Source organism: Curvibacter sp. GW821-FHT09D12 (assembly GCF_059416245.1).
This window is the reverse complement of sequence record NZ_JBWKOU010000002.1, coordinates 157,428-170,310: the sequence shown is the minus strand read 5'-3', so window position 1 is coordinate 170,310 and position 12,883 is coordinate 157,428. Positions and strand designations below refer to the sequence as shown.

Below are 12,883 nucleotides of genomic sequence, written 5' to 3'. Positions count from 1 at the left end.
CATGGTCTGGCCTGCCGTAGCGGCAACCGCGAGCCGCTTGAGCGTTCGGCACTTCTGGCGCCGTGGCGTCATGTTGGTGCCTGCCGTCCTGTTGCTGGCCCATGTCCTGGGCCTCCTCCCCCTCACACTGGTGAACCGGCTGGACGACCAGATCTACGACGTTCGCCTGCGTCTGACCATGCCGGCCACCTTGGACGAACGGGTGGCCATCGTCGACATCGACGAAAAAAGCCTGGCCCAACTCGGCCATTGGCCTTGGGGGCGCGATCAACTGGCCTTGCTGGCGGATCGCCTGTTTCAGCACTACGGGATTGCGGCGCTGGGTTTTGACGTGCTGTTCTCCGAGTCGGACACCAGTTCCGGGCTGGCCTCTCTGCAGGCCTTGGCCAACGGCCCGCTGCAGGACAATGCGGGCTTCAAGCAGCAACTGGACCACCTCACCCCCCGCTTGAATTACGACCGGCGCTTTGCTCAGGCGCTGCAGGGGCGCCCGGTGGTGTTGGGCTATTACTTCTCCAGCGATCGCGATGGGCGCCGCAAAGGAGAGTTGCCGGCCCCCGTTCTGAGTGCCGCGCAAGTGCCCGCAGAGGGCTTGCAAGTGCTGGATTGGGACGGCTACGGCGCTAGCCTGCCCGAATTGGCGCGTGCGGCGCCCCGCGCCGGCTTTTTCAACTCAGTCACCGACGAGGATGGGGTGGTCCGTTCGCTGCCTCTGCTGTCTCGCCACGACGGGCAGTATTACGAATCCCTGGCCCTGGCCCTGTACCGCGTTGCACATGACCTGCGGGTGAGCGGCCCCGTCTGGGCGCAGTCCCCAAGCGAAGGGGGATCACCGCCCGTGCTGGAGGCCTTGCAACTGCAGGGCCAATCGGGCACGGAGCGGGTACCCCTGGACCCTTCCGGCACGGCCCTGGTGCCCTTTCGGGGGCGAGGCGGACCCGGGGGGGGCTCCTACCGTTATGTCTCGGCGATCGACGTCCTGCAGGCCAAGGCCCCGCGTGAGGACCTGCAGGGCCGCATCGTGCTGGTGGGCTCCACCTCGCCGGGCCTGCTTGACTTGCGGGCCACGCCTGTGGGGCAGATTTACCCTGGGGTGGAATCCCACGCCAACCTGATCAGCGGTTTGCTGGACCAGCATCTGCTGGTGCGGCCTGACTATGCTGCCGGCTACGAAGTGCTGGTCCTCGCCTCCGTGGGCCTGACCTTGGCCTTGCTGCTGCCTGGGCTCAGCGCGGCCGCCGCGATGTGGACCAGCCTGGCCAGCTTGCTGCTGGTCAGTGGCCTCAACTTTGCCCTGTACCGTGCACACGGCCTGGTGCTGCCCCTGGCCAGCGCCCTGTTGCTGATCGTGCTGACTTTCGGCGTGAACATGAGCTACGGCTACCTGGTGGAGAGCCGTGCCAAGCGCCGACTGGCCAACGTCTTTGGCACCTACGTGCCACCAGAACTGGTCGATCAGATGCTGCAGGCCCCTGATCAATACACCATGCGTGCGGCCAGCCGCGAGCTCACCGTCATGTTCTGCGACATGCGCGGTTTTACCCACCTCTCCGAAGGGTTGGAGCCCGAGGCGGTGCAGGCCTTGCTCAACCAACTGTTCAGCCGACTCACTGTCTGCATTCGCCGTCATCAAGGCACCATCGACAAGTACATTGGCGACTGCGTCATGGCGTTCTGGGGCGCCCCGGTGGCCCTGCCCAACCATGCCGCGCTGGCCGTGCGGGCTGCCCTGGACATGGTGAACGAGGTAGCGCGCTTCAACCAGGAGCGCCTCGCCCAGGGCCTGCCCCGCGTGAGCGTTGGCATCGGCCTCAACACCGGCGTGATGCGGGTCGGCGACATGGGATCTGACTTGCGCCGCAGTTACACCGTGATCGGTGATGCGGTCAATCTGGCGTCGCGCCTCGAGGGGCTGTCCAGGCTTTACGGGGTCTCTGTGATCGCCGGAGACACCACCCGTCGCCAAGCTGATCCTGAGGCGCTGTGGCAAACGCTGGATTGCGTGCGCGTCAAAGGCAAGGGAGAGCCCGTTCTGATCCACACGCCTCACCCAGTGCCCGAAAGTGAAGAGTCGGGGCGCCGCATCCAGGAAGAGTTGGCCCAATGGGCGGAATTTTTGGCGAACTACCGCGCAAAAAATTGGGATGCCTGTAGCCAGAGGCTGAAAGAGTTGCGGAAAATGGAGTCGTTGGTAACGGTTTGTCAGATGTATGGCGAGCGTTTGTTGCAATACCAGCAGACACCCCCTCCCGACGATTGGGATGGCGTGACGGTCTTTGACATCAAGTAGGGATGTTTGCGCATGAAAATCAGGGTTCTTGGCTGCTCGGGCGCCATTGCCAGAGGTTGCCACACCACCTCGTTTCTCGTCGGTGACTCGGTTCTCATCGACGCCGGAACCGGTGTGGGCGAGCTCACCCTGGAGGAAATGGTGCGCGTCGATGATGTGTTCCTGACCCATTCCCACCTGGACCACATCGCCGCCTTGCCCCTGATGCTGGATGCCGTGAGCAAATGGCGCCAAAGCCCGTTGCGCGTGCGCGCCTTGCCGCAAACCCTGCATGCCTTGCGGCAGCATGTGTTCAACGACGTCATCTGGCCCGATTTCACCCGCCTCCCCAACCCTGCCCGGCCCTTTGTCACTCTTCATCCGTTCGAATGCGGAGATGTTCTGTCCTGCGGTCCCTGTCAGATCGAGGTGTTGCCGGCCGACCATGCGGTGCCTGCCGTGGGGTTCTCTGTCGATGCCGGCCGTGGGGCCTGGGTCTTCACGGGCGACACCTGTGGCCACCCTGCTTTCTGGGCCCGCATCCGGCAATTGCCCGTCAAGGCCCTGGTGATCGAGACAGCCTTTGGCGAGGCGGAGCATGAACTTGCCGTGCGCAGCCGCCACCTGTCACCCACCAGCCTGATCGAACAACTGCGTCTGCTGGGTGAGCAGCCGGGGTTCCCGATCCACATCACCCACACCAAGCCCTCCGAGACGGCCGACATCGCGGCCCAACTTCAGGCCCTGGAACAACAGGCCGAGCACCCCGTGGGATGGCCCTTGACCCTGGCGTGGCTCGCTTCGGGCGATGTGTTCGAGATCTGAGGGATGGGGTGACAATTTTGTTCTGACAAATTTGTCCTCTCGGCAGCAGCAAAAATACACATATGACACCTTTGGAAATCAAAAGGCCTTCAGGGCGTCAAGCTACGCACAAAACCGCTGGATTCGCATGGCACGGAATCTGCTGAACTCGACCGCTCTTCCCCTTCATTTCAGGAGTTTTCACATGAAGCGTACCGTCCAACAGGGTTTCACCCTGATCGAATTGATGATCGTGGTCGCGATCATCGGCATCTTGGCTGCCGTGGCTCTGCCGGCTTACCAGGACTACACCGTGCGTGCCAAGGTGTCGGAAATTATCTTGGCAGCTTCGTCTTGCCGTACCTCCATCAGTGAGGCTTTCCAGTCAGGTTCTACGATCCCTGGTGCAAACTCTTGGGGCTGCGAAAATACCACGGGTTCGAAGTATGTGACGAGCGTTGCCACTGATGCTTCCGGTATCGTGACTGTTAAGGCAAACACCACAAATCTCACTCAATTGACGACGACGACTAACTCTTTGACACTGCAGCCGTGTACAAGTGCGCCCACTGCTAATGGGTATCAAACTGGCACGTGTACAGCGGCGGCTGCTAATTCTGCACCTGGTCTGGCTGTGAATGTTTGGATCTGCGGCGGTGTTGGTACCACCATTCCTGCCAAATATCTGCCTTCTACTTGCCGCGGGTAAGCGACTTCGGCAGTTGATGTTGAAAAGGCGGCCTGCTGGCCGCCTTTTTGTTATTGCGCCTTGATTGATTATGGAACTGACCATCCTGATGCCTTGCCTGAACGAGGCCGCCACACTGAAAGCTTGTATCTCCAAAGGACAGGCCTTTCTGAAGAGGATGAATCTGCAGGGTGAGATCGTGGTCAGTGACAACGGATCGACGGATGGGTCTCCGGCGCTTGCCGAGAGTCTGGGGGCCCGGGTGGTGCATTGTTCCCAGCGTGGCTATGGCGCGGCCTTGATGGCTGGTATTTACCACGCTAGGGGGCGTTACGTGATCATGGGCGATGCAGACGACAGTTATGACTTTGCTGCGCTGGACGCTTTTCTGATTGAGTTGCGCCAGGGTGCCGAGCTGGTCATGGGCAACCGCTTTCAAGGCGGCATCCGCGATGGGGCCATGCCTCGGTTGCATCGTTATCTCGGCAACCCGGTGCTGAGCTTTGTCGGCCGTATGTTCTTTCAAACGCCGATCGGTGATTTTCACTGTGGCCTGCGCGGCTTTTCTCGTGAGGCCATTCTTGGTCTGGGCTTAGTGACTCCGGGCATGGAGTTCGCCAGCGAAATGGTGGCCAAGGCCAGTCTCGGCGGTCTGCGGATTTCTGAGGTGCCGACTGTTCTTTATCCGGACGGTCGTGGACGCCCACCCCATTTACGATCCTGGCGCGATGGTTGGCGGCATCTCAAATTTCTGTTGCTCTTTTGCCCGCGGTGGTTGTTTCTTTACCCCGGACTGATGGCAATGTGTTTGGGCCTGGCTGGCTTGGGACTGCTGGCTAGCGGTCCGGTTCATCTGCACCATGTCGGTTTGGGCATCCACTCGTTTTTGTACATGAGTGCGTTGATTGTGCTGGGTGTTCAGTTTGTTCAGATGGCCCTGCTGATTCAATGGATGGCTGGCTTGTTCGGTGTCGCACCGCAGGTAGGCTGGATGGCATGGCTAAAACCCTGGATCAGCACCGAGAGAGGGCTATTAGGTGGCCTCTTGGTCTTTTTGGCGGGCTTCTTATGGTCGCTGGGACTTTTCCTGGATTGGAAGCGACAGGGATTTGGTGCGCTCGACCCGACTGAGGTGATGCGCTCAGCCATACCCTCGGTCACACTCATGATCGTTGGCATCCAGATTGGATTTGGCAGTATGTTTGCCACGGCGTTGCAGTTCTGTTGGCATTCGGGTGCCAAGCCAGCGAGCCATGCTGCCCCGTAAGTTCACACCTTGGCCATTCTGGTCAACACGAACCGAAGCGCTTGTCTGCTGCGGGGTATTGGCGATGGCCATGCTGATGCTTCCGTTGGTGCGTGGCGAAATGATTCTGAACTGGGACGGCCTCAACCACCATATTTATCTAGGTTGGGTTGCAAATCATGTCCGGTTTGATCGTGATTTCTGGGCTGCGGGGAGCCAGTCCTATCAATACCCCTACCTCTATTGGCCGGTCTACCAGCTTTACATGAGTTCGCTGGATGGCCGCTGGGTCGGCGTCATCTGGGTGGGCTTGCACACGCTGGCTATTCCGCCTGTGTATGCTGCGGTCAAGGTGTGCATCCCCGGTTCAAGCTGGTACGACGCAGGCATGCGCTTCGCTGCCTTGCTACTGTCATTTTTCAGTGCCGTGTTGGTGGCCTACACAGCTGTTACCTCCAATGATGTTCTGGCCAGCGTGCCCTTGCTGTGGGCTATTGCGCTGGCGCTTCTGGCCTGCGAGCCTGTCGCACCGGGCGGCAAATCGCGTTGGATCTACCTGTCTGGCCTGTTGGCTGGCATTTCGGTAGCGCTCAAATGGAGCAATGGGCCCCTGGCGGTGTGTCTCCCACTGCTCTGGCTGTGGGCGCCGGGGCATCCAGCGCTGCGCTTGGGTAGAAGCTTCGTGGCGGGATGCATCACAGTCGCAGCCTGCGTTCTGACCTACCTGCCTTGGGGCTGGCAGCTTTGGCATCATTTTGGCAACCCCTTTTACCCCTTCATGGATGAATGGATGGCTCCCTTGCGCTTGCTGGTGGGGTGGAGTCCATGATCCGCTTTCAGCCCGATACTTGGCGCGACGCGCTTTGGCGGCCGGTTGCCATGGCTGCACCCGATGCGGGCACTTACGTGGAGGTCATTGCACCGGATCTGCGGTTTGGCCTGCTTCTGGTGATGCTGGTGCTGGGTTTGGCGATTTTTCGTCGCGCCTGGCAGCCTGCCATGGCCATGTGGCGCTTGCTGGCCTTGTTGGGCCTTTTATTTGCTGTATGGCTTTACACCAGTGGAAATGGGCGCTATTTCATTGCTGGCCTGATGCTGGTGGGCTTGGCTTGCCTATCGGTGATCCATCGTTGGCCCTGTACGAAAAGCCTCAAATTAACCCTGGCCTTCGCGCTATGTGGGCTGCAGGCCTATGTGGTGTACCTCGCGGGGCCATTTGAAGGGGCCGCCTTTGCTCCGTGGCGAGAGGCTCCTGTGTTCCCTTTGGTATTGCCTCCTTCCATGACGGACGAGCCTGCCACTTACGTCACGCTCTCGACCAACACCTACTCTTTGATCGCACCACGGGCTCACCCGGACTCGCGTTGGCTGAACCTGGCCAATCGCCAGGCGGACCTGGACAGTGATGCGGATGGGCGTCGCATCAAAGAGATTTTGGCAGGCTCCAAGAGGATTCGTGCATTGCTGGCCGGCGTGAAGGGAATGTTGTCCCCTGAGGGGCGGCTTTCGCAGGAGTTCATCGACACGATGAACGAGCGCTTGTCTCCAATTCATTTGGCATTTGATTCGAGTGCATGCTCCTACATCACATTCACAGATGCATCCCGATTGAATGTGCTGGGGCCTCATTCCAAGCAAGCCGAGGGGGTGGTCGTACCAGGCTTCATGTTGTGCAACCTGACTTACGTCGATCAGGTGCTGCCACCCGCCGAGCAGGCATCTTTTCCGCCAGAGGTTGACCAGGTGATGGCCGTCATGGATCGTCAATGCCACCGTTTTTTCGACAGCCGTGTCGGGGGCAAATACAGAGTGCCTCACGGCACCATGGTTCACTACGCTGATGCAGACATGAAGCTCTTTGTTTTTGATGATCACCGCGTTGAATACCGCTACTGGCGCAGTCTGATGGCGCAACCGTTGGGCCGGGTGGACGAGGTCTTGCGATCTGATTTCACCTTCGATTGCGACAACATCAGGGGGCGCTCCGGCCTGCCCTGGGAAAGACGCTATTGAGGTTTTCCGCTGTTGCCTCGGCCCCTGGCGGGCCGGCTCAGCGTATCTCACGCACCTGCTTGAGGATTCCTCACGTGTCGATTCGCTCATGAATGCCAAAAACCAACAGGGTTCAGCCGGGCCCTGGCTCTATTACCTCTCGCAGATGGCCACATCTGTACTTGCCTTGATGGTTCCGGTCCTGCTGCTGTACTACGCGGGCGTGAGTTTCTTTGGCGTCGTCGCATTTGCCAGCGTCTTGCAGGCCTGCCTGCAACTCTGTGATTTGGGGCTTGCGTCGACATTGACGCGTGGCAGTGCCATGTGCGTCACCGAGATTCAATGGGCGCGCCTGGCGATGTTGCTGCGCAAAGCGGAACGGTGGGTTGCCATTTCCAGCTCCTTCACTGGTCTGGTTTTGGTTTGGCCGATACTGCTGATATACCAAAACTGGTCCCATGTGCAGGCCACAGACCCTGTGTCCCTGCAAGACAGTCTGTGGTTGATCATGATCACCATTGCGACCAAAAATCAGCTGGAAGTTTATCGAGGTGTTTTGGTCGGTGCCAGACAATTGAATTGGTTGGCGATAGAAGTGCTCGTTGTGGCGATTGCAAGACTTTTCTTGATCATTGGCTTGGTTCAATCGGGTGTTCTGACACTGCCTTGTTATTTTGTTCTTAATATTTTTTCAAACTTCTTCGAGATATTGCTATCTCGATACAGGTGCTTTTATATTATTGATGATTTGAAGAATGGGTGTGATTTACCGACTGGGCCAGTCGCTGTGCCCTGGCGATTTGCTTTGTCAATGGCCTTTGCTGCATTTTTATGGATACTCTTTTCTCAGTCTGATAAGTTATATCTGTCGCGCATATGGAGTATTGAGCAGTTTGCTGAGTTCAGTGCTGCAACCATGTTGGCCAGTGGTATTTTAATTGTTACTCTCCCTTTGCAGAGTATTGTGTCTACGCGCCTGGCGATGCATCATGCGAACGGAGATTCAGATAACTTGACCTCGGCTTATCGCCAAGCCACTCGGTGGATAGGCCTTATGATCTGGCCTCTTTGCGCCATTTTGATATTTCGAGCAGAGGAGGTCTTGCAGGCGTGGACCGGCAATTCAGTGATCGTGCAGCACGCCACACCGGTTTTGATGGGTTATGCATTCGGTAATGGATTGGTGGCTCTAGGAGGAGTTACTTTCTATCTGCAATTTGCAATTGGACAGCTCCGATGGCATTTATTAGGTGCGCTTTTATTTTTGATATTCTTGTTGCCGTCGCTTGCCTTGGCTGCTGGAGTTTTCTCCTTGAAGGGGGCCGGTGCCGTTTGGGCAGGTGCGAATTTGCTATTCTTCCTGACTTGGGTACCCTTTGTTCATCGAAAAGTTCTGCCCCTACCCTATGGGCGCTGGCTGCGCAAGGATGTCTTGCCGACACTGTTTTGCCCGATCGTCGTGATGTTGGTGTTGTCGCCACTCTCGATTTCTGAACATCGATTTTTTGCGGTAATTCAATTGGGAGCTATTTATAGCGTGTGCCTGTTGATCACTGGCTTTGCCATTGAGGACAGCCGGCAGTGGATTTTGGATTCTTTCCAAAAAATCATGAAGATTATTTCAAAGGCCTGATCTTGTTTCAACGATCATTCACTTCAGTCGTCATGCATCAGATGCTTCGAATGCTTGGGCGTGTTCCCTTAGGGGCATCTTGCCACTGCGTTCTTTGCGATAAAAAGGTTCAATTCTTTCTTCCCTATCAGGGTGGAAGTCGATCTGTGCCCCCACTCTTGCGTGAACTCCGCACGGTAGGTAGTGACCCAGATCATTTTGAGTGCCCTTCCTGCGGATGTCATGATCGAGAGCGCCATGCGTTCATGTATCTCTCGAAATTGGGGCTGGTAGAGGCCTGGCGTGGGCAGACAATATTGCATTTTGCACCTGAGCGTCATCTTCGCCATTTTATTCAGAACCATCAACCGTCACTCTATATCTGTGCAGACATTGCGCCGCAAGAACCTTCGGTGGTACGCATGAGTATTGAGGCCATTCCACATGACGGGAACACCTTTGACTTCATCATTGCTAATCATGTACTTGAACACGTCGATAACTACGTGCTTGCCTTGCATGAGATTTATCGATGTCTGAAAGCTGGTGGTCTGGCCCTGCTGCAGGTCCCCTATTCAGAGAGCCTTCACACCACATTTGAAGATCCTGGGGTGGAAACGCCATTGGCACGTCTCAATGCATATGGGCAAGAAGATCACCTGCGTCTTTTCGGGCGCGATGTCGTAGACCGTCTTTGCTCTACCGGACTTGTTTCCTGTGTCAGACAACACGAAGATTTGCTTCCTGACATCGATGCAAATGTGTCCGGAGTCAACCGACGAGAGTCTTTGCTGTTATTTAAAAAGCCTTACTCATGACGCCTATCCCTGAAGTTGTGCGGCAGAAACCGTTGGTTTCTGTTTGTATTACCACCTACAATCAAAAAGATTATGTGGAAGCCACAGTGATGAGTGTGCTATCCCAATGTGGGCAGGGGCACATATTTGATCTAGAGATCTTGGTTGGCGACGATTGTTCTACTGATGGAAGTGCCGAAATTCTTTTTGGAATCGAAGCTGATCATCCAAAAAAATTACGAGTCATACGGCATGAGGTAAATCTTGGTGCCAATGAAAACTTTAAATTCCTGGTGCGCCAATCATCAGGAAATTATGTGGCGCATCTTGATGGGGATGATTTTTGGTTGCCAGAAAAATTAATCCGTCAAGTGAATTTTCTTGAGGCTTCACATGATTTTGTTGCTTGCTATACAAATGCATTTGTGATCAATTCGAAAAATTCGCTTGTTGGCCTGTTTACCAATCCGCAGCCAGAAAAAATTGATTTTGATTATTTGGCGATGCATGGAAATTTCTTGAACTTTAGCTCCATGCTTTATCGTTCCCAAGTCAAACCTTTGATGCTGGGCTTGACGCTTCCCATGATTGATTATGAAATTCATTTAACCTTGGCGCAGGTCGGTCGGCTCGGTTTTGTCAATGAACCCCTTGCCTGCTATCGATGGATGAGTAGCACTTCCATGTTGCGTCATCAATTCTTCGACTTCACTGCGGCATATCTGTCGGCCCTGATCCGAGTGCTCCCACAAGCCAATTTTAAAATCAAACATCGAGCCATTGCTCATTATATTTTGACGACACTGATGAAACAGCCTAGATGGATATTTGATTATTCTTTTTGGCTGAGAATTGATGTTCTCAAAAAATCTCTACGGGTACGATGGAGTGCCCTGCTATGGCCTTTATGCGTTCTGGCCGTGGCCGGTTTATGCTCGCGGTCTCGCTTCTGGCTGTTGATGAAATTGGCTGGGTCTGGCGGTATGCCTGTGATGTTTCCGAGACTTTGATCTCCGTATCAAGGATGCTCACATCACCTGCGCTTCAAGACCCAGGGTGCATGAATAGTATGAGACGTGTTGAACGTCTCGTTTTCTTCTTATTTTTTTGAGGATGCCATCCACTGGCTGTTGGTTTTTATCTGGTCATGTAATCAGTCGGTGAAAGACAATCTGCGGAATGATTTGAGGTGCCATTTTAGTAATAGAATCCTCAGTGGAATTTCGTGAGCCTGATTTTGGCGCCATAAATCATTGTTGAAAAATAATTTGGGACGCAAGGAAATGCTGTTTTCTGTGATCGAAAAGTGTGCGTCTATTATTTTTCGCTGATTTTCGTTTAGCAGGTGGCGATAGCTTCTGTTGAATGCATGGACGTGCTCAACCAGGATGTTGGCCCAGTCGTGCTTCAGAAGAAATTTAAGCATTTGTAATTGACGCATGATCAGGCCTGCACCATGACCAATTACATTATTGCCATGTTGGCGGTAATAAAGGCTGGGTTGAGGATCATAGATGACCTGACCGAGTGCACTCATGACTAAATAGAGCCACCAGTCATGGAAGTAGATCTTGGTCAGATCGGTGTTTTTTTGCAGCAGTAGCAAAGCCTTGCGGTTGAATGCGGCAGTGCATCCTGTGACGATATTCTCAACGATGGCATTTTCAAATGCAGGAGGGCGCGCCCATGGTTTTGTATCATTCAAAGGATTTAAATTTGAATCGGTCAATCGTTGGGCGCTGCAGTACAGTGCAGGAGTTTCTGACAAATGAGCCAGTGCCAGCCATGAGCGCTGAATTTTGTCCTGAAACCATATGTCGTCCTGATCTGAAAGCATGACCATGTCTGCTTCGATGCTTGCCTCCTGAATCAAACGCATGAAACTGCCACCGAAACCCAGATTGTTACCTTGTACTAAATGAATTCGCGCATCGGCGATCGCCTCGATGGCCGCCATGGTCCCATCGCTGGACCCATCGTCACGGATGGTGATTTGACCATCTACCGGCAATTGACTGAGGATGGACTCAATCTGAGCGCGGATGAATTTTTCACCGTTGAAAGTCGATATCAGTACTTGGACCTTCGGTGTGGACATCATGGCTGAGAATTTAGCGACACTGCTGAGGATTATTTTGGAACGGCAGATTGCTCGGACACGTACCGCCCTGAGTTACCACCAGATTTTTCATGCAAATGGGTGTGGGCGATCACCATTCCCCTGTCCACCGCCTTGCACATATCGTAAATCGTGAGCAAAGCCACCTGGACGGCCATCAGCGCCTCCATCTCCACACCAGTCTGGCCGGTCGTCTCGACCCGAGCCGTGCAACCCACGGAGGCAGGCGTCTGGGGGCTTTCTGTCACTGGTTCAAAGTCGATCACCACCCTTGTCAACGCCAGCGGGTGGCACAAGGGGATCAGGTCACTTGTCTTCTTGGCCGCTTGAATGCCTGCGATGCGGGCGATGCCCAGGACATCGCCTTTTTTGGCGGTGCCGGATTGGATCAGTGCCAGAGTTGCCGCCTTCATCTCGATGCGGCCTTGTGCAACAGCGATGCGTCGGGTGATCGGTTTGTCTCCCACGTCGACCATGTGGGCTTGGCCTTGGGCATCAAAATGGGTGAGCGAGTTCATCGGAGCTTCAGTGAGGGGGGCGTTATATTCACGTCCCGTTGACGTCATCGCTCCATCATACGGTCATGAATTCTTTGAAAATCCGCTTACGTGCCTTCGGCTTGCACCTGAGCCTGAGTCTTGCGGTTGCGATTTTGGCAGCTTGCCTGGTGTTTGGCCTGTGGTACCCCTACCCCTACAGAGAGGTTTCTGGTGGTCGAGAGCTCTTTCTGTTGTTGATGGGGGTGGACGTGGTGATAGGACCCACGATCACTTTTTTGCTATTTAACCCCCTCAAGAAAAAGCGCCGGGAATTGTTGCTGGATTGCACCCTGATCGGCCTGCTGCAAGTTGCTGCCTTGTGCTATGGGCTGTGGTCGGTGTCTGTGGCACGCCCCGTCCACCTTGTTTTTGAATACAACCGCTTTAGCGTCGCCCATGCAAATCAAGTGGAGGATCCCTTGCTGGGCCGGGTTCCGCCAGGCATCGTGGCGCTTCCCTGGACGGGCCCCACGCTCCTGAGTTTGCGCTCATTCCACAATGAGCAGGAGCGACTGGACGCCACGATGGCGGCCCTGCAGGGCATGGCCCTGGCTGGGCGAGTGGATTTGTGGCAGCCTTATGCTGATGCCCGAGCAGCGGTCTTGAGTGCAAGCAAGCCCTTGCTGGAGTTGAAACAGCATTTCCCAGACATCGTCGACCAGGCCGACGACGTGCTCAAGCGGGCTGGCCGATCCTGGGATCGTGCTGCTTATCTGCCGCTGGTGGGTAGGAAGGTGGTCTGGACGGTCGTGGTCGACAACCAATCTGCCGAAATCATCGGGTTTCTGCCCGTTGATCCTTTCTAAGCCGGGCCGTC

The 12,883-nt window shown here is 55.3% G+C and carries 12 protein-coding genes; 10 read left to right on the top strand and 2 right to left on the bottom strand.

The window, feature by feature from the left end:
- Nucleotide 1: 1 nt before the first annotated feature.
- From AC07PT_RS03315 to AC07PT_RS03275, 9 genes are all read left to right on the top strand, one after another.
- Nucleotides 2–2,290 carry a CHASE2 domain-containing protein gene (locus AC07PT_RS03315; protein ID WP_494655772.1) on the top strand — a complete coding sequence of 763 codons (2,289 nt, stop codon included), beginning with the start codon at nt 2–4 and terminating at the stop codon, nt 2,288–2,290.
- Between the two features lie 12 nt (nt 2,291–2,302).
- A complete protein-coding gene (locus AC07PT_RS03310; protein ID WP_492348481.1) occupies nt 2,303–3,094 on the top strand; it encodes an MBL fold metallo-hydrolase in 792 nt (263 codons plus the stop codon).
- A gap of 184 nt (nt 3,095–3,278) precedes the next feature.
- Nucleotides 3,279–3,782 carry a pilin gene (locus AC07PT_RS03305; RefSeq protein WP_494655771.1) on the top strand — a complete coding sequence of 168 codons (504 nt, stop codon included), beginning with the start codon at nt 3,279–3,281 and terminating at the stop codon, nt 3,780–3,782.
- Between the two features lie 70 nt (nt 3,783–3,852).
- Nucleotides 3,853–5,028: a glycosyltransferase family 2 protein gene (locus tag AC07PT_RS03300; RefSeq protein ID WP_494655770.1), complete on the top strand. Its 1,176-nt coding sequence runs from the start codon at nt 3,853–3,855 to the stop codon at nt 5,026–5,028.
- Between the two features lie 70 nt (nt 5,029–5,098).
- Entirely contained in the window at nt 5,099–5,836 is a 738-nt protein-coding gene (locus tag AC07PT_RS03295) for a hypothetical protein (RefSeq protein ID WP_494655769.1), read from the top strand.
- The gene (locus tag AC07PT_RS03290) at nt 5,833–7,020 is read left to right on the top strand and encodes a hypothetical protein (protein ID WP_494655768.1); all 1,188 of its coding nucleotides are present in this window, start codon (nt 5,833–5,835) and stop codon (nt 7,018–7,020) included. The genes AC07PT_RS03295 and AC07PT_RS03290 overlap by 4 nt, the downstream gene beginning before the upstream one ends.
- An 88-nt stretch (nt 7,021–7,108) precedes the next feature.
- Nucleotides 7,109–8,632 (top strand): lipopolysaccharide biosynthesis protein, encoded by a 1,524-nt coding sequence (locus AC07PT_RS03285; RefSeq protein WP_494655767.1) that lies wholly within the window; start codon nt 7,109–7,111, stop codon nt 8,630–8,632.
- Entirely contained in the window at nt 8,581–9,429 is an 849-nt protein-coding gene (locus AC07PT_RS03280) for a class I SAM-dependent methyltransferase (protein WP_494655766.1), read from the top strand. The genes AC07PT_RS03285 and AC07PT_RS03280 overlap by 52 nt, the downstream gene beginning before the upstream one ends.
- Nucleotides 9,426–10,418: a glycosyltransferase family 2 protein gene (locus tag AC07PT_RS03275; RefSeq protein WP_494655765.1), complete on the top strand. Its 993-nt coding sequence runs from the start codon at nt 9,426–9,428 to the stop codon at nt 10,416–10,418. Before AC07PT_RS03280 ends, AC07PT_RS03275 begins: the two co-directional genes overlap by 4 nt.
- A 143-nt stretch (nt 10,419–10,561) precedes the next feature.
- Here the strand turns inward: AC07PT_RS03275 and AC07PT_RS03270 are convergent, their stop codons facing one another.
- Together AC07PT_RS03270 and moaC are read right to left on the bottom strand one after the other, a co-directional pair.
- Nucleotides 10,562–11,509, bottom strand: coding sequence for a glycosyltransferase family 2 protein (locus tag AC07PT_RS03270; RefSeq protein ID WP_494655764.1), 948 nt, complete (start codon nt 11,507–11,509; stop codon nt 10,562–10,564).
- 29 nt (nt 11,510–11,538) lie between these two features.
- Nucleotides 11,539–12,045 (bottom strand): cyclic pyranopterin monophosphate synthase MoaC, encoded by a 507-nt coding sequence (gene moaC / locus AC07PT_RS03265; RefSeq protein ID WP_494655763.1) that lies wholly within the window; start codon nt 12,043–12,045, stop codon nt 11,539–11,541.
- Between the two features lie 65 nt (nt 12,046–12,110).
- On the opposite strand from moaC, the gene tfpZ reads away from it, so the two are divergent.
- The gene (gene tfpZ, locus AC07PT_RS03260; protein WP_494655762.1) at nt 12,111–12,872 is read left to right on the top strand and encodes a TfpX/TfpZ family type IV pilin accessory protein; all 762 of its coding nucleotides are present in this window, start codon (nt 12,111–12,113) and stop codon (nt 12,870–12,872) included.
- Nucleotides 12,873–12,883 lie beyond the last annotated feature (11 nt).